Raw genomic sequence first — 25660 nt, 5'->3', positions numbered from 1 at the left:
ACCGAACCGCTCCCGGCGAGCGTCGTCCGCAGCTCGCCCGGCGCGGTGCCGCTCACCGCGATCGGACCGTCGGTGTCCGTGCGGAGCACCACGGCGCCCAGGGCCTGGAGAGCGGTGACCGTACGGGCCGACGGGTGACCGTAGGGATTGTCGGCGCCCACGGAGATCAGGGCGAGGCGCGGGTGGACACGGGTGAACAGGTCGGGGTCCTGATACGCGCTGCCATGGTGGGCGACTTTCAGAACGTCGACCCTCGGGAGGTCGGGCACCTCCGTCATCAGCTCTTCCTGCGCCGCCGGTTCGAGGTCGCCCATCAGCAGCAGGGTCAAGCCGCCGGTGTGGACCAGCAGCGCCACGCTGGCGTCGTTCGGGCCGTCGTCAGGGAGCGCGGCGGCGCTCGGCGGCGGCCACAGCACCTGCCATTCCAGCGGGCCGAGGCGGCGCCGCTCGCCCGCCGCCGCACGCACCATCGGCACCCCGGCTGCCGCGGCCTCGCGCCCCACGCCGGCGGCCTGCCCGGGCGGCTCGTCCAGGACCGTGGTCTCGATCGCGCCGACCCGGCGGCCCCGCAGGACACCGGGAAGACCGTCCACGTGATCGGCGTGGAAATGGGTGAGGATCAGCAACGGGATCGAAGTGACCCGCAGGTCGCGCAGGCAGTGGTCGACCTTGGCGGGGTCGGGCCCCGCGTCCACGACGACGGCGGCGCCGGGTCCCGCCGACAGCGCCAGCGCGTCGCCCTGGCCGACGTCGCACATCGCGAACCGCCAGTCGCCCGGCGGCCAGCCCGCCACGATCCGCGGCAGCGGCACCGGCCGCAGCAGCGCGAGCAACAGCAGGACGGCGCAGCCGATCGCGGCCCAGGGCCGGCGCAGCAGGCCCCGGCCGCAGACCACGACGGCGGCCGTGAGGACGGCGAGCAGCGCGGCGCCCGCCCAGCCGTCCGGCCAGGCCACTTGCGCGCCGGGCAGCGCGGCGCCGTGCCGTGCGACCGTCGCGATCCACAGGGCGGGCCAGCCCGCGAGCCGGGCCAGCGCGCGGGCGGCGGGCGGCGCGACCGGGGCGACCACCAGCGCCGCGAAGCCCAGCACCGTGGCCGGACCCACCGCGGGTTCGGCCAGCAGATTGCACGGCACCGCGACCAGGCTCAGACGGGCCGACAGCAGCACGATCACCGGCCCGCACACCGCCTGCGCGGCTCCCGCCGCCGCCAGCGCCTCCGCCAACCGGGGCGGCACTCCCCTGGCCCGCAGGGCCTCGCTCCAGCCGGGCGCCAGCGTCAGCAGCGCTCCGGTGGCGAGCACCGACAGCGCGAAGCCGAAGGACCGCGCCAGGTCCGGTTCGTACAGCACCAGCAGCAGGACGGCCGCGGCCAGCGCCGGGAGCAGGGAACGGCGGCGACCCGTGCCGATGGCCAGCAGCGTGATCAGCCCGCAGGCGGCGGCCCGCAGCACGCTGGGACTCGGCCGGCACACCACCACGAAGGCCAGCGTCAGGCCCGCGCCGAGCAGTGCGGTCAGCCGCAGCGGCAGTCCCAACGAGGCGGCCAGGCCGCGGCGTTCGGCCTTGATCGCGACACCGGGCGGCCCGATCAGCAGGATCAGCACGATCGTCAGGTTGGCGCCGCTGACGGCGGTCAGATGCGTGAGGTCGGTGGCACGGAACGCCTCCTTCAGCTCCGGGGTGAGGGCCGAGGTGTCGCCCACGACCAGGCCGGGCAGGAGCGCGCGGGCGTCGGCGGGCAGCGGGCGGCTCGCCGTGCGCAGTCCCGCGCGCAGGTGTGCCGCCAGCCGTTGCGGCGCGCTGGGTGGTGCCAGGACGCGGGGCGGGCCCTGGGGTCTGAGCAGTGCGGCGGCGTGGTCGCCCGGCCGGTCGGACGGGGTGAGCCGGGCGGTGACCGCGATCCGGGTGGACGGCAGCAGCCGCAGCCACGGTCCGATGTCGCCCTCGGCCATCACCACCACCGGGGTCCGGGTGCGGGTGGCCCCGACCCGGAACGCCTCTCCCCCGATGACCGCCATACGGGGCGCCCGCGCGGCGCCGCGTACCCGGGGGCGGGCCTCAACGGGGTCGGCCGTCACCCGCAGCTCCACGTCCGCCACCGCACGGCGCTCGGCGAGGCCCGGCACCGGCCCGCGGTGCCGGTCGGAGTCCGCCAGCAGGGCCGCGCCCGCTCCGGCCACTCCGCACAGCAGCGCCGCCGCGGCCGCCAGCGCGAGGCCGCGGCGCCGGCCCGCGACCAGCAGCCCCACCGCGACGGTCACCGCCGCCGCCACCGCCCAGAGCCCGGCCCGTACTCCCGCGCCGGGCGCGAGCGCCGCCCCGCCCCACGCCGCGAGCGCCGGACCGACCAACCGCCAATCGGGCGGCCCCTCCTGACGCGGATTCGCGTCCCCGAGCCGTGACCCGGCCGCCGCATGCACCGCGGCCCGCTCCCGCCCACGGCCTCCCTCCCCCGCCGCATCAGGCAGGGAATCCAACGGCGACCGCCCGCCCGGCCCGGACTCCGCGTCCGCCGCGGCCCGGCCGGGCGCGCCGCCCTGCTCTCCCTCAGCAGGACCGGACTCGGCCTCCCCGTCGGCCCCGGCCCGGGCGGGCAGCGTTGCGAACGCCTCCTCGGCGGAGGCGAGGACGGGGGCCGGGTGTTCGGGCGCGGCGGTGGGTTCCCTCGCGGCGGAGCCGGCCGGCGCGCGCTTCCCCGTGGTCATGGCTGGACCAGGGGCTTGAGGGTGGAGAACTTGCGATCTCCGATGCCCGGGATCTGGCGGAGTTGGTCGACGGAGGTGAAGGTGCCGTGCTGGGTGCGGAAGTCGAGGATGTGCTGGGCGAGGACGGGGCCGACGCCGGGGAGGGTGTCGAGTTGGGCGGCGGTCGCGGAATTGAGGCTGACAGGGGCTGTGGGGGCGCCCGCGGCGGCAGCGGGACCGGGCGGGGCGGCGGCGCCCGGGGGCGGGGTGATGCCGACCAGGATCTGTTCGCCGTCAGTGAGGGGGCGGGCGAGGTTGAGGGCGCTGGTGTCGGTGCCGGGGAGGGCGCCGCCCGCCGCGGCCAGGGCGTCGGCAACCCGGGAGCCGGGCGGCAGCCGGCGCAGGCCCGGCTTCGCGACCTTGCCCGTGATGTCCACGACCAGCTTCGCCGCCGCGCTCGGGCCGACCGCCGCCGCCGTGCTGGAGGCGGTGGCGCCCACGACCGTCAGCGACCCGCGCGCCGCCCCGGGGAAGGACGATCGTGCCGCCGTCGGCGGCGGCACCGCGACCGTCCGCGGGCGCCCCGCGATGAAGTGCTGCACCGCGAGCCCGCCCACGATCATCAGCACGGCCGCGAGCGCGAGCACCGTCTTGAACTCCAGCCCGCAGCGGACGAGGAGCCAGGTGCGCAAGCGCGATACCGGGCGCGCCCGTTGGACGCGAGGCACGGGCACGGGCACCGGCAGACCTGGTGGGTCCGGCTGGCCCGGCGGATCCGGTGGCCCCGGCGGCTCACCCCGCTCCCCCTCGCGGGTGCCGCGCTCCGCCGACGTACCGAACAGCGCGGCGGCGCGCTCGCGTACCTCGGCCGGGTCGGGGCCGGACTTCCGTTGCGGACGGATGGCGGTGAGGATCGGTTCCAGGGAGTTCATGACTCCGATCGTGGACCCGCTCACCCGCCCCGCGATGATCTTGGTCGGCGATCTGTGGACAACTCACCGACTGTGGACAACTCCGTCACCCGCAAGGGTGATTCGGCCTACTGCGGCAAGACTCGGTGCGGCAACGCTCGGTGCGGAAACGCTCAGCGCGACAAGTCTCAGTGCGGCGAGACGACGACGCCCAGCAGCCCCGGCCCGGCGTGCGCGCCGATCACCGCACCCACCTCGCTCACCACCAGCTCGTCGAGGTCCGGCAGCCTTTCACGGAGCCGGTCCGCGAGCGCCGCCGCCCGCTCGGCCGAGGCGAGGTGGTGCACGGCGAGGCTCACCTTCCGCCCGCCCTCTCCCCGTTCACCGGCCTGCCCGATCTGCTCCACCTGCCCGACGACGATCTCCTCCAGCCGCGTGATCGCCCGCGACGCGGTCCGCACCTTCTCCAGCGGCTCGATCCGGCCGTCGGCCAGCCGCAGCAGCGGCTTCACGGCGAGCGCCGAGCCGAACAGCGCCTGGGCGGCGCCGATCCGGCCGCCCCGCCGCAGATAGTCGAGCGTGTCGACATAGAAATACGCCGAGGTGTCGTAGGCCCGCTTCTCGGCGGCCGCCACCACGTCCTCGGCGGTGCCGCCCGCCTCCGCGGCCCGCGCCGCCGCGAGGACGGTGAAGCCGAGGGCCATGGCGACCATTCCGGTGTCGACCACCCGGACAGGGACCGGCGCCTCCTTGGCCGCGAGCAGCGCCGCGTCGTACGTGCCGGAGAATTCGCCGGACAGGTGCAGCGAAACGATCGACTCCGCGCCGGAGTCGGCGACGGCCTCGTAGACGGCGGCGAATTCGCCCGGGGACGGGCGGGAGGTCGTCACCGGGCGGCGCCGCTGGAGGGCGCGCGCCACGGCCGGGGCGGAGATTTCGGTGCCCTCTTCGAACGCCTCGTCATCGATGACCACGGTGAGCGGCACGACGGAGATGCTGTGCCGGCGCACGGCCTCGGGGCGCAGGTAGGCCGTGGAATCCGTGACGATGGCGACATGCGGGGACATGACGGGGAGGTTACCGGGGTGCAGGTCGGGGCGGTACTCAGGGTTCTGATTGCCGGAGCGGACCGGACCCGCAACTCCACGCCGGACCCGCGCCGTATCGATCCCGCGCCCCGCACCGGACCGGTCCCGCACGCCGCGCCCGGACCCGCGCCCAGCGCAGGACCGGTCCCGCGCCCGGACCGGGGCTTCCCCTACGAACCCGGCCGGATCGGGCCGAGCTTCGGCTTCGGAGGCGACGGCGGCGGCGCCTGCTTCGCCTCCGCCGGGGGCGTCCGCGGCGCCGGCTCCCAGTGCCGCAGCGCCGCCGACTCGATGTCGATCTGCTGCCGCAGCACCGCGAGGTCGTCGGCGGCGAACTGCTGGGCGCGGTCCTGGGCGGCCCAGCGCAGCGAGTCGGCGGACTGGGTGATGCGGTGGGCGCGGGTGTCGAGGTCCGGGAGCAGCGCGGCGAGCCTGGCCCGGTCGGGTTCGCGCTCCAGGACGGCCAGCTCGCGGTCGAGGGTGCGGGCGTGGTCGTTGAGCCGGTCGAGCAGTCCCGCGGCCTCGCTCAGCGAGGGGTCGTTCCGGTCGATGACGCGGAAGGTGCTGTCGATCGCGGTGCGCAGGTCGATACGGAGCTGGGCGACCTCGCCCGCGGGGCCCATCGTGGTGAAGCGGCGGGCCTTGAGCTGGGCGTCCTCGACGGCCCTGCGCGCCTGGGCCGAGGCGCGGGCGACACCGCGCTTGGCGGTGCGCACCGTCTTGACCGTGGCGACGACGCCGAGTGTGACGAAGGCCAGGACGAGCACCAGGACGACGATGCCGACGATATCCACGGGCGCTCTCCTCCAGCCACGGCGGCGACGGACGGCGGACACTCCTGCGTCCACCGTAGACGTCTCCACCGTAAACGGGAGTGGCATCCCGCGGGATCCGGCCGATCCCCCACCCTGCCCCTAAGGGACGCGCCGTCCCGGGACCGCCCCGAGCCACCCCGAACCGCCCGAAACGGAACGGGCGCCGCTCCCCGGGGATATCGCCCCCGAGGAACGGCGCCCGCCCACCGCACGCGGCGAGCCACCGCGCACGGAATGCCTCACACCACGATATTGACCAGCTTCGGCGCCCGCACGATGACCTTGCGCACAGCGGCGCCGTCCAGCGCCGCGACGACCGCCGGGTCGGCCAGCGCCTGAGCCTCCAGCTCGGCCTCGGAGACGGTCGGCGGAACCTCCAGCCGGGCCTTGACCTTGCCCTTGATCTGGACGACGCAGACGACGGCCTCGTCCTGCACCAGGGCGGGGTCGGCGACCGGGAAGGGCTCGTGCACCAGCGAGCCGGTGTGGCCCAGCCTGCTCCACAGCTCCTCGGCGATGTGCGGCGCCAGCGGCGCGATCAGCAGCACCAGCGGCTCGGCGACCGAGCGCGGCACCGCGCCGCCGCTCTTGGTCAGGTGGTTGTTCAGCTCGGTGATCTTGGCGATCGCCGTGTTGAAGCGCAGCCCGGCCATGTCGCCGGTGACGCCGTCGATCGCCTTGTGCAGCGCGCGCAGCGTCGCCTCGTCGGGCGTGGCGTCCGAGACGGTGACCGCGCCGGTCGTCTCGTCCACCACATTGCGCCAGATCCGCTGCAGCAGCCGGTACTGGCCGACGACGGCGCGCGTGTCCCACGGCCGGGAGACGTCCAGCGGGCCCATCGCCATCTCGTACAGCCGCAGCGTGTCGGCGCCGTACTCGGCGCAGATCTCGTCCGGTGTGACGGCGTTCTTCAGGGACTTGCCCATCTTGCCCAGCAGGCGGCTGACCGGCTCGCCCTGGTAGAAGTACCCGCCGTCGCGTTCCTCGACCTCGGCCGCGGGCACCGCGATGCCGCGCGCGTCACGGTAGACGAACGCCTGGATCATGCCCTGGTTGAACAGCCGGTGGAAGGGCTCGATCGACGAGATGTGGCCCAGGTCGTGCAGCACCTTGTGCCAGAAACGGGCGTACAGCAGGTGCAGCACCGCGTGCTCGGCGCCGCCCACGTACAGGTCGACGCCGCCGGCGGGCTGCCCCTCACGCGGGCCCATCCAGTACGACTCGATCGCCGGGTCGACCAGCCGCTCGGTGTTGTGCGGGTCCAGGTAGCGCAGCTCGTACCAGCAGGAACCCGCCCAGTTGGGCATGGTGTTGGTCTCGCGGCGGTAGGTGCGGACGCCGTCGCCCAGGTCCAGCTCGACGGTCACCCAGTCCTCGTTGCGCGACAGCGGGGTCTCCGGGGAGGTGTCCGCGTCGTCGGGGTCGAAGGTGCGGGGGCTGTAGTCGTCGACCTCGGGCAGGGCGACGGGCAGCATCGAGTCGGGCAGCGCGTGCACCACGCCGTCCTCGTCGTAGACGATCGGGAAGGGCTCGCCCCAGTAGCGCTGGCGGCTGAACAGCCAGTCGCGCAGCCGGTAGTTGACGGTGCCCTCGCCGATGCCGCGCTCGGTCAGCCAGGCGGTGATGGCGGCCTTGGCCTCGACCACGCCCAGGCCGTCCAGGGCCACGCCCGAGCCGGTGGAGTTGACGATCGTCGCGTCGTAGGAGACGAAGGCGTCGTCCCACTGCGCCGGGTCGGTGCCGCGGCCGTCGGTGGGGGCGACGACGCAGCGCATCGGCAGCTCGAAGGCGCGGGCGAAGGCGAAGTCGCGGGTGTCGTGGGCGGGGACGGCCATGATGGCGCCGGTGCCGTAGCCCATCAGCACGTAGTCCGCGATGAAGACGGGGACATTTTCGCCGCTGACCGGGTTTACGGCGAAGGCTCCGGTAAAGACGCCGGTCTTCTCCTTGGCGTCGGCCTGGCGCTCCACGTCGGACTTGGACGCGGCGAATTTGCGGTACGCGGCGACGGCCTCGGCGGGCGTGGCGTGGCCGCCGGTCCACACCTGGTGGGTGCCCTCCGGCCAGGCGGCGGGCACGATGGCGTCCACCAGGTCGTGCTCGGGGGCCAGCACCATATAGGTGGCGCCGAACAGCGTGTCCTGGCGCGTGGTGAAGACGGTGACCGGGCGGTCGGCGCCGGGCACCGGGAAGTCGACGCGGGCGCCCTCGCTGCGGCCGATCCAGTTGCGCTGCTGCAGCTTGATGGCCTCGGGCCAGTCCAGCAGGTCCAGGTCCTCCAGCAGCCGGTCGGCGTACGCGGTGATGCGCATCATCCACTGCCGCAGATTGGCCTTGAAGACCGGGAAATTGCCGCGCTCGGAGCGGCCCTCCGCGGTGACCTCCTCATTGGCCAGTACGGTGCCCAGCCCGGGGCACCAGTTGACCGGCGACTGGGCGGCGTACGCCAGCCGGTAGCCGCCCAGCACGTCGGACCGCTCCACGCCGCTCAGTTCGGCCCACGGGCGGCCGTCGGGGGTGGCGCGTTCGCCGCTCTCGAACTGCGCGACCAGCTCGGTGATCGGCCGGGCGCGGCGGGCGTCCTCGTCGTACCAGGAGTTGAAGATCTGCAGGAAGATCCACTGCGTCCAGCGGTAGTACGCCGGGTCGATCGTGGCGAAGGAGCGGCGCTTGTCGTGGCCCAGGCCCAGCCGGCGCAGCTGCGCCGTCATGGTGACGATGTTGGCCTCGGTGGTGACCCGCGGGTGGGTGCCGGTCTGTACGGCGTACTGCTCGGCGGGCAGGCCGAAGGCGTCGAAGCCCAGGGTGTGCAGGACGTTGTGGCCGGTCATCCGCTGGTAGCGGGCGTAGACATCGGTGGCGATGTAGCCCAGCGGATGGCCGACGTGCAGGCCCGCACCCGAGGGGTACGGGAACATGTCCATGATGAATTTCTTGGGGCGGGCCGCGGTCTGGGGGTCGCCGTCCAGGTCGCCGCTGGGGTTGGGCGCCTCATAGGTGCCGTGCGTCTCCCAGAAGTCCTGCCAGTGGCCCTCGATGTCCGCGGCCAGCTCGGCCGTGTAGCGGTGCGGCGCAGCCGTCTGGTCGGCCGGGGTGACGGCCGGGGTGCTCTCGCTCATCGTCCTCGGTACTCCATCGATGTCGTGACGGCTGCGGCCCGGAAGCCTGCTGCCTGTCGCTGCCTGCGGAAACAAAAAAGCCCCTCGCGCAGGAGGGGTGCCGCACTGACATATGTCGTGGTCAGCGCGGCTCGCTAAGCAGGAGGCTCACAGCTCGCATGGCATCAGGTTACCGCAGCGCGCACGTGGCCCGCACCGAGGATCACTCCCCGGTACGGGCCACGTCACACCGTCCTCACACCACTGGGTGAGGTCAGTGCTTGTTCTTCTTGGGCGGCAGGTACGACTTCACGTAGTCCTTGCCGGGGGTGCCGACGCCGGTGACGTCGTCGTAGCCGACCGTCGCGTGCAGCGACGCGTCCGCGCCGAGGGTGCGCAGCGAGGTGATCGTGCCGTCGGAGTCGTCGAAGGAGTTCGCGAAGTCGACGCGCACGACGGCCAGGCCCTGGCCCTGACCCAGCGGGTGGTCGGTCACGTCGTGGTACGCGGACGTGCCGTACTTGTTGTAGATCAGCGGGTTGGCGAAGCCGATCGCGATGCCCTTGCGGGCCTGCTGCGACAGCGCCTGGACGCCGGCGATCACCGGTGCGGCGAGCGAGGTGCCGCCGATCCGGTACTCGCTGTACTGGAGCGACCCGTCGGGGAACGTCTGGGTCTGGCCGACCAGGAAGCCGGTGTTCGGGTCGGCGACCGCGGCGATGTCGGGCTCGACACGCTGCTTGGTGGTGCCGCCGTTGGCGAGCGCCAGCGAGTCCGGCACGACGCCGCGCTGGTAGAACGGCTGGTCGTACAGCTTGCTGGTGCCGCCGCCCGCGCCCGAGGTGTACGGGCCGGGGAAGCCGGTCCAGGTCTTGCCGTCCGCGGACAGCGGGGCGCGCTCGGTGCCCCAGCCGGTCTCCCACTGGTACTTGTCGTTCTTGCCGACCGCCAGCGAGGTGCCGCCGACGGAGGTGGCCCACGGGGAGTTTCCGGGGGTGTCGGCCTGCTTCACACCGGTCGAGGCGACGTTGTCGCCCGCGTCGCCGGAGGAGAAGTAGAAGCCGATGCCCTCGACCGCGCCCTGCTGGAAGACCTGGTCGTACGCCGCGGCGATGTCCGGGGTCTCATTGGCCTCGACGTCGCCCCACGAGTTGGAGACGATGTCGGCGAGGTGGCCGTCGACGACCTTGTTCAGGGCGTCGAGCAGGTCGTCGTCGTAGCAGGAGGCGCCGCCGACGTACACGATGTCCGCGTCGGGCGCGACCGCGTGCACGGCCTCGACGTCGAGGGTCTCCTCGCCGTACCAGCCGGACGCGCCGCACTCGTCGGTCTTGGTGTAGTCGTCCGGCAGGACCTGCGTGAGCTGGCCCTTCTTGTACTTCTGGTCGCCGTTGCGCTTGGCGTACTTGGCGGCGTCCTGGGCGATGTACGGCGAGGCGTACGCGTCGGTGATCGCCACCGTCACGCCCTTGCCGGTGTACTTGCCCGCGCCGTACGCGGCCCGCAGCTGCTCACCGGTGTAGCCCTTGATCGCGTAGGGGGCCTTGCCGCCGTACGCGTTCGGGAGCTTCTTGTTGGTGTTGGAGCCGTAGTACGTGGAGAAGGGTCCGGCGTTCTTGAAGACCGCGTCCGGGGGCGGCAGCGTGTCGTCGTGGCTGGACTTCTTGGGAGAGTTGTCCAGGCCGGTGACGGTCAGCACCGCGCCGTGCAGCGAGGCGGGCGCGGACGCCGTGCTCGCCGGGGCGTGGTAGGTGTGACCCGCCTTGGAGTAGTTGTGGAGCTGCGTGCCGAAAGCCTTCTCCGCGGCGGCCACGTCACCGGAGACGGTGATGTAGTGCTGGGAGGTGCCGGTCACCTTCAGGCCGGAGGACTTCAGCCAGTGGGTGACCTCGGCTATCTGGGCCTTGGTCGCACCGTACCGGGCCTGGGTCTGCGCCGCGGTCAAGTAGTGCCCGTAGTCAGCCGAGTTCGGATCCGAGACGGACTTCGCGTAGGCCGCGAGGCCCTTGGCGTCCCGTCCGGCCAGGTACACGCGCACGGACACCTTGTTGGAGTCCGCGGTGGCGCCCTTGTCCGCCTTGGTGGTGGCCCACTGCGGCTTGGTGCCGGAGAGGAGTTGACGTCCGCTGGGCTGGTCGGCCGACGCGGACGGGGTGCCAAGCGCGAGCGCGCCGGCGACCAGGGGCAGCGCGGCGGCCGCCACCAGTCCCACACGCGTTCTTTTGCGCTCAAATCTCATGAAACCCCCATGCGAAGCGAGTTGTCGCGAAGTGCGGTGTGTCGCCGCTATGCGTACGGCTCGTACCGCAGAGCGACACTCTTTCGCTGAACGGTTCATGTCAGGGGAATGATTTTCCCAAGAGCCGGTCAAGAACGGGCGGATGAGGAACCGGCTCAAGCGGAATGCCAGGTCCGGCGCGCGGCGCGGTCACCCGGAAACGACGAAGGGCGAACCGGTCCGCGCCGTCCGCGAACACACTTCGCCCTCATACGAGTGGAGCTACGGGGAATTGAACCCCGGACCTCTTGCATGCCATGCAAGCGCTCTACCAACTGAGCTACAGCCCCGCGCGTGCCGGGCTTGGTGGCCCGACGACTCGGGATACATTACACGGCCGCGGGCCGGGACCGCCAACTCGTTTACGGCCGGTGGAGGGCGTACGACCTCGGGTTCTGTCACGGTCCGCGGGCCATGAGCAGGAGGCGGAAGGAGCGGGCCGGGTGAACGCGGTACGGCGGCGGGTGGCGTGGACGGCCGGGGCCGCGGGCGGGTGCGCCGCTTCCTTCGCGGGCTTCTGGGCGGCGCAGCGCGGCGCGCATGTGTCGATGATCGACCTGATGGTGTACCGGGCCGAGGGCGCGACCGTACGCGGCGGCGGCGACCTGTACGCGATGCGGGCCACCTACGCGCGGCTGCCGACGACGTATCCGCCGTTCGCCGCGCTGCTGTTCGTGCCGCTGACCTGGCTGCGGGTGGGGACGATGCGGACGGCGGCGACGGCCGGGAATCTGCTGCTCCTCGTGGCGCTGGTCACGCTGTCGCTGCGGACGGCCGGGCGCCCCCGCCGGGTGCCGCGGGCGGCGGCCGTCCTCGCGGTGGCGGCCGTGGCGGTGTGGTGCGAGCCGGTGTGGACGACGCTGCGGTACGGGCAGGTCAATCTGCTGCTCGCGGTGCTGGTGCTGTGGGACCTGACCCGGCCGGCGGCGCACCGCTGGGCGGGTGCCGGGACCGGGCTCGCCGCCGGGATCAAGCTGACGCCGGCGCTCTTCGCGGTGCTGCTCGCGGTGGCGGGGCTGCTCGCGCTGCGCCGGGCGGCGCGGCCGGAGGTCCGCGCGTGGGGCGCGGCGTACCGGCGCCGCGCCCTGGTGGCGGCGGGCACTTTCGCCGGTACGGTCGCGGTCGCGGCGCTCGCGCTGCCGTACGACTCGCGGCGGTTCTGGACGGGCGTGGTGCTGGCGCCCGACCGGGTCGGCCTCGGCGAGGACACCGCCAATCAGTCGCTGCGCGGGGTGGTGGCGCGGCTCCAGCACATCGGCGATCCGGGCGCGCTGTGGCTGACGGCCGCCGTGCTCGCGGGCGCGGCCGGCCTCGCGGTGGCGGTGGCCGCGCTGCTGGCCGGGGACCGGCTGCCGTACGGGGCCGGGTGGGCCGCGGTGTCCTGCGCGCTGACGGCGCTGCTGGTGAGCCCGGTGTCCTGGTCGCACCACTGGGTGTGGGCGGTGCCGATGCTGGTACTGCTCGGCTCGGAGGCGCTGCGGCGCCGTGACCCGCGCTGGGCGGTGGGGACGGCGGCGGGCTGCGCGCTGTTCTGCTCCTTCGCGCTGTGGGACGTGCCGCACGGGCCCGGGCGGCACGAACTGCGGCAGAGCGCACCGCAGATGCTGCTGTCGGCCGGTTATCCGCTGGCCGCGGTGGCGTTCCTGACGGTGGCCGGCACGGTGGCCGTTCGCGCGCTGTACACCACGCCCACCAGGAGCGTGTCAACCGCCGACGGCGTACGGCTGCTCCCCGGACCGGGCGTCGGACCGGGTGACGAACCGGCGGTGGGACATACGGCCGGACCGGCGATCGGACCCGGCACGGAGAGTGTCCGGCCGGCCGGCGCGAACCCCCGCCACCCGGCCGGAAGTTCATGAATCCTCAACAATTGCGGGGCGTCCGCGCGGTTACGGTGGCTGTCGGCCGACTACGAGCCCCGCCGCCGGACGAGCCTGGAGACCGCCTTGACCACCGCGTTCGACCCCCTCGACCTCGCCGGGCTCCAGCTGGCCAACCGCGTCGCCATGGCCCCGATGACCCGCAGCCGCGCGTACGGTCCCGGGCTCACACCGACCGACGCCACCGTCCGCTACTACGCGCAGCGCGCCTCGGCCGGGCTGATCATCACCGAGGGCACCCAGCCCTCCCCCGTCGGCCAGGGCTACCCGGACACCCCGGGCCTGCACAGCCAGGAGCAGGTCGCCGCCTGGCGGAAGGTCACCGACGCCGTGCACGCGGCGGGCGGCCGGATCTTCGCCCAGCTCATGCACACCGGCCGGATCGGCCACCCGTCGCTGCTGCCGGACGGCCTCGCCCCGGTCGGCGCCTCGCCGGTCGCCGCCAAGGGCAAGGTCTTCACGCGGGACGGCCCGAAGGAATTCGTCGAACCGCTGGAGCTGACCGAGGACGGCATCGCGCGGACGGTGGCCGACCACGCGGCGGCGGCCCGCAACGCCGTCGCCGCGGGCTTCGACGGGGTCGAGGTGCACGCCGCCAACGGCTATCTGGCGCACCAGTTCCTCGCCCCCAACTCCAATGTCCGCGCCGACCGTTACGGCGGCCCGCCCGGCAACCGGATCCGCTTCGCCGTCGAACTGGTCACCGCGGTCGCCGACGCGATCGGCGCGCACCGTACGGGCCTGCGCATCTCGCCGGGCAACTCGCTCGGCGACATCCACGAGCCGGAGCCGGACGCCACCTATGTGGCGCTCATCCAGGCGCTGGAGGCGGTCGGCCCTGCCTATCTGCACATCATGGAGACCGGCGACCGGGCGCTCACCCTGGAGCTGCGCAAACGCTTCTCCGGCGTCCTGCTGCTCAACGCCCGTACCGACGGCCGCCCTTCGGGCCCGCAGGAGCTGGCGCTGATCGAGGACGGCACCGCCGACATGATCTCCTACGGCGCTCTCTTCCTCGCCAACCCCGACCTGCCGCGCAGGCTCCGCGCGGGCGGCCCCTTCAACACCCCGGACAGAGCCACGTACTACGGCGGCGACGAGCGCGGCTACACCGACTATCCGGCGCTGGACGGGGATCTCTAGGCCCGGCCGGCGATCTGGGCCCGGCGCCGGCGAGCGTGAGGACGGTCAGGCGCGGCGCCGCCGCCACTCGACCGCCACCAGGGCGGCGACCACGGCGACCACCGCGAGCGCCGCCGACGTCACCGCGTAGGCGTGCGCCGAGGTGTGCGGCCCCGCCGGGCCGAGCCGGTTGAGGTAGAGCGTGCCGAGGGTCGCGACGCCGAGCAGCTGGCCGAGCTGGGTGACGGTGGCGAGCAGCCCGCTGGCGTCGGCCGCGTCCCGCGGCGCGACCTTGCCGAGCGCCAGCGTCAGGGTGGGGCTGAAGGCGAAGCCGAGCCCGGCGCCCAGCGTCAGCAGGGCGAGGTAGAGCAGCGCGCCGCCATGGCCGCCGCCGCGCAGCGCGAGGCCGAGGCCCGCGAAGGACGCGCCCGCCACGAGCAGCCCGGCCGGGGCCAGCCACGGCCTGGCGGCGGCGGGCAGCCGCCGCCAGGTGAGGCCGACCGTGCCGAAGGTGACCGCGCAGGCGGCGAAGGTCAGGCCGGTGCGCAGCGCGCTGAGGCCGAGCCCCGACTGGAGGTGCAGGGCGATGGAGAAGAGGAAGCCGGCGTTGACCGCCATGGTCAGCGCGATCACCGTCACCGCCCGCGGCATGCCCGGCGCCCGCAGCACCCGGGTGGAGACCAGCGGGGCGCCGCCGCGCCGGGCGAGCCGCGCCTCCAGCACCATGAACAGCGCGAACAGCAGCACGCTCGCGCCCAGCGAGAACCAGCCCCACAGCGGCCAGCCCTCCTCCTGCCCGAGCACCAGCGGCACGGTGAGCAGCGTGACCGCGGCGGCCAGTACGACCAGGCCCGGCAGGTCGAGGCCGCGCCGCCGTCCGGGCGCGCCGCCGGAGTCCGCGGGCAGTACGCGCGGCGCCACCACCAGCATCAGCAGGCCGATCGGCACATTGACCAGGAACACCGGCCGCCAGCCGGTGCCGAACAGGTCGGCGGAGACCAGCACCCCGCCCAGCGACTGGCCGAGCGCGGCGCCCGAGGCGATGACGGCCGAGTAGACGCTCATCGCCCGGGTGCGCGCCTCGCCGGTGAAGGTGAGCTGGAGCAGGCTGAGCACCTGCGGGATCATCAGGGCCGAGCCGGTGCCCTGTACGAAGCGGAAACCGATCAGCTCACCGGTGTTCCGCGCCAGCCCGCAGGCCAGCGAGGAGACGGTGAACAGCGCGAGCCCGGCCAGGAACAGCCGCCGGTGGCCCAGCAGGTCGCCGAGGCGCGCGCCGGTGATCAGCAGCACGGCGTACGCGATGCTGTAGCCGGCGATCACCAGCTGGAGCCCGGCGCCGGAGGCGTGCAGGTCGGTGCGGATGGTCGGGGCGGCGACATTGACGATGAAGACGTCGAGCAGCGCCATGAACTGGCCGGTGAGGATGATCGCCAGCAGCAACCCGGCCCGCGGCCCCGCGCGCCCCGTCCCCTGGGCCGGGACGGACCTTGGAACGGATGCAGAAGCGGCGACGGGCGGTACGGGCGTGCTGCGTACGGCCGCGGAACGGCCGGGAACAGCGGGTGCGGAGAACGTCATGCCCCGAGCCTGCGAGCGCGGCGGTACGGGTAACGAGAGCCCGGTGATCCTGGTACTGCCGGCACCTGGCAGCACCGCCGGGCCGCGGGGAGGATGAGAGGCATGGCCCAGCCGACGTCCCCGCAGCAGACCCGGCGCCGCACGGAACTGGCCGGATTCCTCCGCAGCCGCCGCGCCCGGATCACCCCGGCGGACGTCGGCATGCCGCCGGGGCTGCGCCGCCGTACCCCCGGGCTGCGCCGCGAGGAGGTCGCGCAGCTCGCCGGGGTCGGTGTGACCTGGTACACGTGGCTGGAACAGGGCCGCCCGATCAACGCGAGCGTGCAGGTGCTGGACGCGGTCGCCCGGGTCCTCCGGCTCGACGTGCCCGAGCGCGAGCACCTGTACCGGCTGGCCGGCATTCCCTTCGTCCGCGAACCGGCCTCCGACGCGGAGGTGGTCGGCCAGGAAGTGCTGGCGATCCTGGCGGCGCTCAATCCGCTGCCGGCCGCCGTGCTCAATTCGCGCTACGACGTCCAGGCGTCGAACGCCACCTACCAAGTGCTGTGGCCGATGACGTCGGTGGTGGCCCGGCACGAGCGCAATGTGCTGTACAAGCTCTTCACGGTGCCGGAGTGCTGCTCGACCATCGTCAACAGCGACAGCGAGCTGCCCGGCATGGTGGCCCAGCTGCGCCGCGCGTACGGCAATCACATGGGCGAGCCGGCTTGGGAGTCGTTCGTGGCGCGGCTGATCGAGGAGAGCCCGCTCTTCGCGCAGCTGTGGGCGAGCGGTGACGTGGCCGCGCCGGGGCCGCGCGTCAAGGTCTTCCGGCACCACGCGGTCGGCACGATCAGGCTGTCGACCAGTTCCCTGAGCATCGACGGCATGGCCGAGCACCGGATGGTGGTCTACCGGCCCGTCGCCGACGAGGACGCGGAGCAGATCGAGCGGCTGCGGGCCGTCCCGGACCCGGTCATCGGCTGCCCGAAGCACGGCCGCCCGCTCTCGGAGGTGCTGGCGGAGAAGGCCGCGCACACAGCACAGGCGGCACGGGCCGCGCGCGACGAAAAGATCCCGCTCTCTCGGTGAGAGAACGGGATCCCGGTCCGTACGTCTTGTGGAGCTACGGGGAATTGAACCCCGGACCTCTTGCATGCCATGCAAGCGCTCTACCAACTGAGCTACAGCCCCGCGTCGGCGCGGGTTTCCCCGGCGACGAGAAGAAGCATAGCCGGTGAGCGCGCCGGAAACGAAATCCGCCGGACCGGGCGGCCGGCCGCGGTCAGCTGTCGTCGCCGAGCACCGGCTCGGGCAGGGTGCCCGCATTGTGCTCGAGCAGCCGCCAGCCGCGCGCGCCCTCTCCGAGGACGGACCAGCAGCAGTTGGTCAGGCCGCCGAGCGACTCCCAGCTGGTGGACTCCAGGCCGAGCAGCCGGCCGATGGTGGTGCGGATGGTGCCGCCGTGGCTGACCACGACCAGCACGCCGTCGTCGGCGAGCTTGTCGGCGGCGGTGAGCACCACGGGTGCGGCCCGGTCGGCGACCTCGGTCTCCAGTTCGCCGCCGCCGCGCCGTACCGGCTCGCCGCGCTTCCAGGCCGCGTACTGCTCGCCGTAGCGGGCGACGATCTCGGTGTGGGTGAGGCCCTGCCACTCGCCGGCGAAGGTTTCGCGCAGCCCTTCGTAGTGCGTGACGGGCAGGCCGGTGACCGCCGCCAGCTCGGCGGCGGTGGCGGCGGCCCTGCTCAGGTCGGAGGCGATGATCGCGTCCGGGTGCAGGGCGGCCAGCAACCGCGCGGCCCGGCGGGCCTGCGCGACGCCCTCGGCGGTCAGCTCGATGTCGGTGTTGCCCTGGAAGCGCTGCTCCAGATTCCACGCCGTCTGGCCGTGCCGCCAGAGCACGATCCGGCGGCCACGGCCGCCCTTGTGCCCGTTCAGCTCTGACCCCCCTCGTCGTCGGCCGCGTGCGCCTGCGCGTGCTCGGCGCCCTTGCCGCGGGTGGCGACCGCGTCCTCGGGCAGCTCGATCTCCGGGCAGTCCTTCCACAGCCGCTCCAGGGCGTAGAAGACCCGCTCCTCGGAGTGCTGCACGTGCACCACGATGTCGATGTAGTCGAGCAGCACCCAGCGGCCGTCCCGCTCGCCCTCGCGCCGCACCGGCTTCGCGTCCAGCTCCTTGAGCAGCGTCTCCTCGATGCCGTCGACGATCGACTTGACCTGCCGGTCGTTGGGCGCGGAGGCCACCAGGAAGGCGTCGGTGATGGACAGGACGTCGCTGACGTCGTAGGCGATGATGTCGTGCGCGAGCTTGTCGGCCGCGGCCTGGGCGGCGGCGCGGGTCAGCTCGAGGGAACGGTCCGTGGCGGTCACTGAGGAGACTTTCGGGTCGGGGGCTGGTCACTCAAGGGTCTCACGACCCTCCGACAGCCCCCGACCCGATTTCCGTGCCCCCGGAACGCCCGGGGGCGCGGGGGCATGGACCGGCCGGGGTACGGATCAGCCGGTGGACGGCTTGTAGTCCTTGCCGAGCGTCACCGCGATGTCCGCGGTGGCCGGCACCGTGCCCTTCTTGACCGCGCTCGCGGGCAGCCCCAGCGTGGACGCGACGTCCTTGGCCGCGGCCAGCCGCGCCGGGTCGGCGTAGACCACCTGCGAGGCGGCCTGGCTGGTGCTGCCGGTGCCGCCGGGCACATAGGTGTACGTGCCGCCGTTGACGATCGCGGCCTGCGCCAGCGGGCCGTTCTTCTTGTCGCCGGACGCGTCCTTGATCAGCACCCTGGCCTGCGCGGAGGCGTCGGACTTCTTGACGGTGCCGCCGAGGATGTCCTTGACGACGCTGTCGCTGGTCTGCGCGCTGAGCGTGCCGTCCTTCTGCACCGGCAGCATGGCCGTGTCGTACGCGCCGGTCTTCGCCAGTTCGGCGAGCTGCGCGAGCGACGCGCCGAGCTGCTTGTCGGTCAGCGACGGGTCGAGGATCTGGGCGAGCGCCTGGACGGTCTTGGTGGCCGACAGCGCGTCGCTCGGCATCTTCTTCAGCACCGCCTGCATGACCTGACCGAACCGGCTGAGCTGCTTGATCTGCGCCTCGCCGGGCGCGAGGTAGGTGGCGTACGCGACGGCCTGCTGGCCGGTCAGCTCGGTCTGCTTGCCCTGCTGGACGAGCGTCTTGTCCTTGTCCTTGCCGGTGCCCTTGACGGCGGTGTCGGTGTCGACGAAGACGTCGCCGAGCGAGTCGACGAGCAGTTCCAGATACGGCGTGTCCAGCCGCCAGGTGCCCTTGATGTCGGAGCCGAGCAGCGAGTTGAGCGCGTCCCTGGTCGGGCCGACGCCGTCGGCGACCGCCTTGTCCAGGGTGGTCGCGGTGCCGTCCTCGGTGGTCACGTTGAGGGAGTTGGGCAGCAGCACCGTGGTGCCGCGGTGCTTGGTGGTGTTGTCGACCAGCAGGGCGGTGGCGCTCGGGCCCTTGTCGACCGGCATCAGGTGGACCACGATCACGTCGCGCTTCTGGGCGCCGCCGGCCGAGGCCGCGGTGTCCTTGGAGTCGCCGACGCCGGGCAGCTTGCCGGACTGCCACAGGTAGCCGACGCCGCCGAGCATGGCCAGCACCACCAGCAGGATCAGTCCGACCTTGCGGTTCTTGGTGCGCCGCTTGGCCTCCTCGCGGCGCTCGGTGCGCGACTCGGAGAACTTCAGCCAGTCGATGACCTCTTCGGACTCCTCCGACTCCTCGTCGATGAAGGCGAACTGCTCGGTCTGGTAATTCCCGTTCCCCTTGGGGGCACCCGCGGCCGGGGCCTCCTGCACGGGCTGCTGCCCGGTGTCCCGCACGGCGGCGAACTGTCCGGTCCCGTAGACGGTGTGCTGCCCGGTGTCGTAGGCGGGCTGCTGACCGGTGTCGTACGCCTGCTGCTGTCCGGTGTCGTAGACGGGCTGCTGGCCCGTGTCGTACACCGGCTGCTGACCGGTGTCGTACGTCTGCTGCTGTCCGGTCTCGTACACGGCGTGCTGGCCCGTGTCGTAGACCGCGTGCTGACCGGTGTCGTACGCCTGCTGCTGGCCCGTGTCGTACGCCTGCTGCTGTCCGGTGCCGTAGCCGCCGTTCTGGTCGTAGTACGGCTGCTGGGGCTGCTGCGGGATCCAGCCCTGCTCCTGCTGGCCGGCGTAGGTCTGCGAGGGGTCGCCGTAGTACGGCTCCTGGTAGCCCTGTTGCGGGATGTGCGGCTGGGCCTGCTGGGGCTGTGCGTACGGGTCGTAACCGTAGGACTGCTGCTGGTAGTAGGGGTCGCGCGCGTAAGGGTCTCTCTCGTCGTCGGGCCCGCCCTCGGCTTGCTGCTGCTGCCAACGGGGGTTTGCGTCGTTCACGAGGAACCCCTTCACGTGGTTCGTTGCGGAGCTACCCGGTCGCGTCCCGGTACAGCGCGCGTTTGTCGATGTAGCGCACCACACCGTCCGGAACCAAGTACCAGACTGGATCCCCCTTGGCCACCCGCTGGCGGCAATCCGTGGAGGAGATCGCCAGCGCCGGGACCTCCACGAGCGAGACACCGCCCTCGGGGAAGCCCGGGTCCGACAGCGTATGCCCCGGACGGGTGACTCCGATGAAATGTGCGAGGGAGAAGAGTTCCTCCGCGTCCCGCCAGGAGAAGATCTGCGAGAGCGCGTCGGCGCCGGTGATGAAGAACAGCTCCGCGCCCGGGTGCTCGGCCCGCAGGTCGCGCAGCGTGTCCTTGGTGTAGGTCTTGCCCGCCCGGTCGATGTCGATCCGGCTGACCGAGAACTGCGGGTTGGACGCGGTGGCGATCACCGTCATCAGATAGCGGTCCTCGGCGGGCGTCACCCGCTGGTCGCTCTTCTGCCACGGCTGTCCGGTCGGCACGAAGACCACCTCGTCGAGGTGGAAAAGGCTGACCACTTCGCTGGCCGCGACCAGGTGTCCGTGGTGGATGGGGTCGAAGGTCCCGCCCATCACACCGATCCGGCGCTTCGCGCCGGGCTGTGCGCCGGACATCGTCAGTCCCGGTTGAAGCGGGTCACGATCCACAGCAGGAGCAGCAGGGCGATCAGCGCGCCGAAGCCGGTGACGTACGGGCTGAGGCTGTTGTGGTTCCCGCCCTCCTCGGCGAAGGTGGTCAGGGCGGAAGCTGCGGTGGGCGACATGGTCAGCGGAACCCTTTGCGATATCGGGAACGGGGGAGAAGACTCTCGGCACATCGTACGGGCGGCCGCGGGGGAACTTCGCGCAGGCTCCGCGCGTCCCAGAGTATGTACCGGTTGGCTATCAGGGGGTTGGGCCAGTATGTCCGTGCCGAATGGACCGAACGACACGCAGGACGGCGGAAAGAACCTGCCCGGACGCAGCCGCAAGCGGTTCCCCGGCATCTCCTCGCGGGCCTACGAGCACCCGGCGGACAGGTCCGCGCTGGTGGCGCTGCGCAAGCTCAGCGGCTTCGACACGGTCTTCAAGGCACTCAGCGGTCTGCTGCCCGAGCGGTCGCTGCGGCTGCTGTTCCTGTCGGACTCGGTGCGCGTGAGCGACGAGCAGTTCGCCCATCTCAACGCGATGCTGCGGGACGCCTGTTACATCCTGGACCTGGAGAAGGTCCCGGCGATGTACGTGACGCAGGACCCGCAGCCGAACGCGATGTGCATCGGCATGGACGAGCCGCTGATCGTGGTCACCACCGGTCTGGTCGAGCTGCTCGACGAGGAGGAGATGCGGGCGGTCGTCGGCCACGAGGTGGGCCACGCGCTCTCCGGCCACTCGGTCTACCGGACGATACTGCTCTTCCTCACCAATCTGGCGCTGCGCGTGGCGTGGATCCCGCTGGGCAATCTGGCGATCCTGGCGATCGTCACGGCGCTGCGCGAGTGGTTCCGCAAGTCGGAACTCTCGGCGGACCGGGCCGGGCTGCTGGTGGGTCAGGACGTGCAGGCGTCGATGCGCGGCCTGATGAAGATCGCGGGCGGCAATCATCTGCACGAGATGAATGTGGACGCCTTCCTGAAGCAGGCCGACGAGTTCGAGGCCGCGGGCGATCTGCGCGACTCGGTGCTGAAGATCCTCAATGTGCTGCCGCGCAGCCACCCGTTCACCACGGTGCGCGCCGCCGAGCTGCGCAAGTGGGCGGCCAGCCGGGACTACCAGCGGCTGATGGACGGCCACTACCCGCGCCGCGAGCAGGACAAGGACACCTCGGTCTACGACTCCTTCAAGGAGTCCGCGACCCACTACGCCGACACGGTGAAGAGCAGCAAGGATCCGCTGATGGGGCTGATCCGCGACATCTCGAACGGGGCCGGCGACATCGGCGGCAAGCTGCGGGACCGCTTCACAGGCTCGGGCTCGACGAACGGGGCGTCGGGACCGGAGGACTCAGCACCGTCGTCCGGACCGCAGCCGGAGCCGAGCTAGAGCGGGGCGCCGGACCCGTCGCGTCGCTGCTCGCGTCGGTGCCGGTGCCGGTGCCGGTGTTCGCGCCGGAGGCGACGGGCGGCGGCGCCGTGCCCGTCCCGGGCGCGCTCGGCAGGTTCCCCGGCGCATTGTCCGACTGACCGGTGTCCGACTGACCGGTGGTGGCGTGGTTCAGCGGTGCGCAGACCGCGCCGACCGGCCGGTCGTGGTCGTACGGGTCGGCCCCCGCGACCGTGTCGGGCGCCGACTGGCCGGCCAGTATCGGTTGGAAATAGCGCTGTACGGCCGCGCCGCAGGCCAGCGGCCCGGCGGCGACATCGGCCTGGACGACCTGGATCTCGTGCTGCCGCAGGTCGGCGTGGCTGAAGTGGAAGCGCATCTGGCGGCGCACGGTGAACAGCGACACGGCGTCCTCGCCGGCGCCGGGGCCGTGCAGGGCGTAGACGAAGGTGTGGTCGGCGGCGACCTCCAGGTCGTCACCGGACTCGGACGCCTCCAGGGAGCCGTGCACCCGGATGCCGTCCGGGGCCAGCTCCACCTTCGCCGCCGGGTCGAAGCGGACCAGCCAGCCGGTCGCCTCATGGGTGCCGTCGGTGGTCGGCCGGGTCAGGCTGGCGTCGAACTGGTCGAGCTGCCCGGGGTCCAGCAGCGCCCGCACCGTCCGTACGTCACCGCCGGTGACGGTCTGCGGATTGATCGCCGAGTCGTCGAGGTAGTCGCGGGCCGTGGTGAAGGCCCGGGTCACCTCGTCCACGCCGAAGCCGCCGATCCGGTGGATCGGCGGCAGCGTGATGCCGTCCACACCCGACCCGTAGTGCTCGGCGGGCTGGCCGCGGAAGGGCTGGTCGGCGGGGACCGAGGCCACCTTGCCGTCCGGCACCAGCGGGATCACATTGGCCCTGAACTGCTCGGCGGCGTCCTGGTCGCGCCCTTTGTAGGGGTGGCGCACCCCCATGTAGATCGCGAAGCCGAAGGCGACCACGATCAGCGTGATCAGGGCCACCGCCTGCCGGGCGAGGCCGCGCGGGATCACATGGCGGACGCGGACCGCCCGGTCGGCGTCGTCCAGCCGCTCCTGGGCGGAGAATTCCTGGATCCGGGCAGCCCTGACGAACGACTCGTCGAACACGACGGATCGGTACTCGTCCTCACCGCCTCCGGAGGCGCCCTCGGGTGTGCCCTCAGGAGGGTTTCCAGGCCCGCTCATATCACAAGGTTAAGTCTCCGGGCGCACGAATAAACGCCCTGGTACCGGTCAACTTATGACAGGAGATCAGGGAAGCCGCTCGGCGGCGACCGGTGGCAGGCTGCTGCGCGTGCCGACGGTGCCGCTGGACGGGGTGGGGACGATCTGCGGGCGGGAGCCGCCGCCCGCGCCGCGGTAGACCGCGGCGAAGGTCAGGGCGACCACCCCTATCCCCATCACGACGGCCAGCGCCCACGCCACCGGCCGGTGCCAGCGGGTGCTGCTCCCGCGGTACGGCCGTCCGTGCGGGTACAGGTCGTCGTCGGACTCCAGTGCCGCCGCGTCGTCCAGTTCGGGGACGGGCACGTGCGCACCGGCTCTGTGCCGCCCGGACCAGCCGGGCGGTAGCGCGGGACCTTCGGCGACGGCAAGCATCCGTTCCCTGGCCGAGGGCTCATGGAACAGAGCGGACCGTACGAATTCTTCGTCGAGGACTACGGAGGCGAACTCGTCATCGTCCGGCATCTGTCCAGAGTAATGCGGAAGTTGGTCGTTTGGGCAGGGGAATCCGGACTGGCTGTGGGCTGTCCGGAGGACGGCCGTCCGGGTCAGCGCACGTGGCCGTCGCCGGTGACGACGTACTTGGTGGAGGTCAGCTCCGGCAGTCCCATGGGGCCGCGGGCGTGCAGTTTCTGGGTGGAGATGCCGATCTCGGCGCCGAATCCGAACTGCCCGCCGTCGGTGAACCGGGTCGAGGCGTTGACCAGCACCGCGGCGGCGTCCACCCGCTGAGTGAAGCGGCGGGCGGCGGCCTGGGAGCTCGTGACGATCGCCTCGGTGTGCCCGGAGGACCACAGCCGGATGTGCTCGACGGCGGCGTCCAGACTCTCCACCACCCCGGCGGCGATGTCGTACGACAGATACTCCGTCTCCCAGTCCTCCGCGGTGGCGGGCACCACGGTGGCCTTGCTGCCGCTGCTGTCGGCCAGCGCCAGCACCCGCGGGTCGCCGTGCACGGTGACCCCGGCCTCGGCGAGCGCGTCCAGCGCCCGGGGCAGGAAGCGGTCGGCGATGTCCCGGTGCACCAGCAGGGTCTCGGCGGAGTTGCAGACGCTGGGCCGCTGCGCCTTGGAGTTGATCAGCACGTCCACGGCCATGTCGAGATCGGCCTCGGCGTCCACGTACACATGGCAGTTCCCGGTGCCGGTCTCGATCACCGGGACGGTGGAGCCCTCCACGACGGTGCGGATCAGGGCGGCGCCGCCGCGCGGGATCAGCACGTCGACCATGCCGCGGGCGCGCATCAGCTCGGTGACGGACTCGCGGCTCTCGCCGGGCACCAGCTGCACCGCGTCGGCGGGCAGGCCGGCGCCGCCGACCGCGTCGCGCAGCACGGTGATCAGCGCGGTGTTGGAGGCGTACGCGGAGGACGAGCCGCGCAGCAGCACCGCGTTGCCGGACTTCAGGCAGAGGGCCGCGGCGTCCACCGTGACGTTGGGCCGGGCCTCGTAGATGATGCCGACGACGCCGAGCGGGACCCGGACCTGCCGCAGCTCCAGTCCGTTGGGCAGGGTGGAGCCGCGCAGCACCTCGCCGACCGGATCGGGCAGCCCGGCCACGTGCCGCACATCGGCGGCGATGGCCGCGACCCGCTCCCGGGTGAGGGTGAGCCGGTCCACCACGGTGTCGCTGGTGCCGGCCGCGCGGGCCCGCGCCACGTCCTCGGCGTTGGCCGCGACGATCTCCTGGGTGCGGACGATCAGGGCGTCCGCGATGGCCAGCAGGGCGTCGTCCTTGACGGACCGCGGCAGCGGGGCCAGGTCGGCGGCAGCGGCCCGCGCGCGGTACGCGGCGAGCAGCACGGGCGACTTGGGCAGCGGCGAGGGCAGCGGCGGGTGGGTCATGGCAGCAGCGTACCGGGCCGCCGCCCGGCGCCGTCGCCCGTTCCGGTCCGGTTGTGGACAACCGCGGCGCCGGGCCGGACCGACGGAGCCCGGGCCCGGCCGGCGGCCGGCCGGGGCGTCAGAACGGGTGGACGCCGACCGGTACGGCGGGCGGCGGCCCGTAGCCCTCGGCGACGCGCTGGTGGTAGGTCGCCCGGTCGATGACCTCCAGGCCGACGGTCTCCCACGGCGGCAGGCCCGCCGTCGAGCGGTGCTCGCCCCACAGCCGCAGCGCGATGGCGGCGGCGTCGTGCAGGTCGCGCGCCTCCTCCCAGTAGCGGATCTCCGCGTGGTCGGTGGCGTAGCGGCTGGTCAGCAGGAAGGGGTGGTCGTGGGCCAGCTGTTCGAGGCCGCGTCTGACCTCGGACAGCGGCGTCTCGGGGCCCGAGACGCTGAGGGTGATGTGCCACAGCCGGGACGCCGCGTGCTCCTGCGGCCGGGCCTGGCGGTCCTGGCGGCCCTCCGGGCCGCCCGCGGGATCGCCCGGGCCGTCCCCGGCGATGCCGTTGATGTCGCTGATGCTCATGTCGTTGCCGACGCTGACCAGAGTGCGTTCCCCCGTACCCCTGGTCACTGGCCCTGGGCGCCCTCGTCTCACCGGCGGCCTCCCTGTGGGTTACGTTCCGCGAGAGCCGTCCGCACCGGTGGGCACCGACGACTCCTCCGCATCAAAGTTGACC

General features: G+C 72.7%; 20 protein-coding genes and 2 tRNA genes. 4 read left to right on the top strand and 18 right to left on the bottom strand.

What is annotated here, in order from left to right; all coding sequences use genetic code 11:
• The 7 genes from BM076_RS24850 to BM076_RS24820 all read right to left on the bottom strand — a co-directional run.
• The coding region (locus tag BM076_RS24850; RefSeq protein WP_093715928.1) for a ComEC/Rec2 family competence protein at window positions 1-2708 on the bottom strand (2708 nt) is incomplete at its 3' end.
• On the bottom strand, window positions 2705-3619 hold the full coding sequence (locus BM076_RS38060) for a ComEA family DNA-binding protein (protein WP_093715912.1): 915 nt from the start codon (window positions 3617-3619) through the stop codon (window positions 2705-2707). The genes BM076_RS24850 and BM076_RS38060, both read right to left, overlap by 4 nt.
• Window positions 3620-3786: 167 nt before the next feature.
• Window positions 3787-4665, bottom strand: coding sequence for a DegV family protein (locus tag BM076_RS24840; RefSeq protein ID WP_093715911.1), 879 nt, complete (start codon window positions 4663-4665; stop codon window positions 3787-3789).
• Between the two features lie 191 nt (window positions 4666-4856).
• Window positions 4857-5480: a hypothetical protein gene (locus tag BM076_RS24835; protein ID WP_093715910.1), complete on the bottom strand. Its 624-nt coding sequence runs from the start codon at window positions 5478-5480 to the stop codon at window positions 4857-4859.
• Between the two features lie 260 nt (window positions 5481-5740).
• Window positions 5741-8620 carry a leucine--tRNA ligase gene (leuS, locus tag BM076_RS24830; protein WP_093715909.1) on the bottom strand — a complete coding sequence of 960 codons (2880 nt, stop codon included), beginning with the start codon at window positions 8618-8620 and terminating at the stop codon, window positions 5741-5743.
• A 253-nt stretch (window positions 8621-8873) separates the two neighbouring features.
• Window positions 8874-10838, bottom strand: a complete 1965-nt coding sequence (locus BM076_RS24825) for a S53 family peptidase (protein ID WP_093715908.1) — start codon at window positions 10836-10838, stop codon at window positions 8874-8876.
• A 256-nt stretch (window positions 10839-11094) separates the two neighbouring features.
• Window positions 11095-11167, bottom strand: a tRNA-Ala gene (locus BM076_RS24820).
• Between the two features lie 153 nt (window positions 11168-11320).
• Between BM076_RS24820 and BM076_RS24815 the strand changes: the two genes are divergently transcribed.
• Window positions 11321-12736, top strand: a complete 1416-nt coding sequence (locus tag BM076_RS24815) for a glycosyltransferase 87 family protein (RefSeq protein WP_245796307.1) — start codon at window positions 11321-11323, stop codon at window positions 12734-12736.
• A gap of 87 nt (window positions 12737-12823) precedes the next feature.
• Window positions 12824-13900: an alkene reductase gene (locus BM076_RS24810; protein ID WP_093715906.1), complete on the top strand. Its 1077-nt coding sequence runs from the start codon at window positions 12824-12826 to the stop codon at window positions 13898-13900.
• Between the two features lie 45 nt (window positions 13901-13945).
• Here BM076_RS24810 and BM076_RS24805 read toward each other — a convergent pair whose 3' ends face one another.
• Window positions 13946-15460: an MFS transporter gene (locus tag BM076_RS24805; RefSeq protein WP_093715905.1), complete on the bottom strand. Its 1515-nt coding sequence runs from the start codon at window positions 15458-15460 to the stop codon at window positions 13946-13948.
• A gap of 102 nt (window positions 15461-15562) precedes the next feature.
• Here BM076_RS24805 and BM076_RS24800 point away from each other — a divergent pair, with 102 nt between their 5' ends.
• Window positions 15563-16531, top strand: coding sequence for a helix-turn-helix transcriptional regulator (locus tag BM076_RS24800; protein WP_093715904.1), 969 nt, complete (start codon window positions 15563-15565; stop codon window positions 16529-16531).
• A 29-nt stretch (window positions 16532-16560) separates the two neighbouring features.
• On the opposite strand, the gene BM076_RS24795 is transcribed toward BM076_RS24800, so the two are convergent.
• The 6 genes from BM076_RS24795 to BM076_RS36775 all read right to left on the bottom strand — a co-directional run bounded on the left by BM076_RS24795 (window position 16561) and on the right by BM076_RS36775 (window position 20596).
• Window positions 16561-16633: transfer RNA gene (locus tag BM076_RS24795), tRNA-Ala, on the bottom strand.
• A gap of 91 nt (window positions 16634-16724) precedes the next feature.
• Window positions 16725-17378, bottom strand: coding sequence for a histidine phosphatase family protein (locus BM076_RS24790; protein WP_245796315.1), 654 nt, complete (start codon window positions 17376-17378; stop codon window positions 16725-16727).
• Window positions 17375-17809, bottom strand: coding sequence for a ribosome silencing factor (rsfS, locus tag BM076_RS24785; protein WP_093715902.1), 435 nt, complete (start codon window positions 17807-17809; stop codon window positions 17375-17377). The genes BM076_RS24790 and rsfS overlap by 4 nt, the downstream gene beginning before the upstream one ends.
• Window positions 17810-17935: 126 nt before the next feature.
• Entirely contained in the window at window positions 17936-19801 is a 1866-nt protein-coding gene (locus tag BM076_RS24780; protein ID WP_245796305.1) for an LCP family protein, read from the bottom strand.
• A gap of 31 nt (window positions 19802-19832) precedes the next feature.
• A complete protein-coding gene (gene nadD, locus BM076_RS24775) occupies window positions 19833-20447 on the bottom strand; it encodes a nicotinate-nucleotide adenylyltransferase (RefSeq protein WP_093715900.1) in 615 nt (204 codons plus the stop codon).
• A gap of 2 nt (window positions 20448-20449) precedes the next feature.
• Window positions 20450-20596: a hypothetical protein gene (locus BM076_RS36775; RefSeq protein WP_093715899.1), complete on the bottom strand. Its 147-nt coding sequence runs from the start codon at window positions 20594-20596 to the stop codon at window positions 20450-20452.
• 139 nt (window positions 20597-20735) lie between these two features.
• On the opposite strand from BM076_RS36775, the gene BM076_RS24765 reads away from it, so the two are divergent.
• On the top strand, window positions 20736-21851 hold the full coding sequence (locus tag BM076_RS24765; protein ID WP_093715898.1) for a M48 family metallopeptidase: 1116 nt from the start codon (window positions 20736-20738) through the stop codon (window positions 21849-21851).
• On the opposite strand, the gene BM076_RS24760 is transcribed toward BM076_RS24765, so the two are convergent.
• From BM076_RS24760 to BM076_RS24745, 4 genes are all read right to left on the bottom strand, one after another.
• Complete coding sequence (locus tag BM076_RS24760) at window positions 21769-23058, bottom strand: SCO2583 family membrane protein (RefSeq protein ID WP_177246590.1); 1290 nt, start codon at window positions 23056-23058, stop codon at window positions 21769-21771. The two genes, BM076_RS24765 and BM076_RS24760, sit on opposite strands and share 83 nt — an antisense overlap.
• Before the next feature lie 66 nt (window positions 23059-23124).
• Complete coding sequence (locus BM076_RS24755) at window positions 23125-23562, bottom strand: SCO2583/SCO2584 N-terminal domain-containing protein (protein WP_093715897.1); 438 nt, start codon at window positions 23560-23562, stop codon at window positions 23125-23127.
• An 83-nt stretch (window positions 23563-23645) separates the two neighbouring features.
• Complete coding sequence (locus BM076_RS24750; RefSeq protein WP_093715896.1) at window positions 23646-24941, bottom strand: glutamate-5-semialdehyde dehydrogenase; 1296 nt, start codon at window positions 24939-24941, stop codon at window positions 23646-23648.
• 118 nt (window positions 24942-25059) lie between these two features.
• Window positions 25060-25578, bottom strand: coding sequence for a hypothetical protein (locus BM076_RS24745; RefSeq protein WP_093715895.1), 519 nt, complete (start codon window positions 25576-25578; stop codon window positions 25060-25062).
• Between the last annotated feature and the right edge of the window lie 82 nt (window positions 25579-25660).

The organism is Actinacidiphila alni, from assembly GCF_900112845.1.
GTDB lineage: Bacteria > Actinomycetota > Actinomycetes > Streptomycetales > Streptomycetaceae > Actinacidiphila > Actinacidiphila alni.
This window is presented reverse-complemented; position numbering and strand designations above follow the sequence as displayed.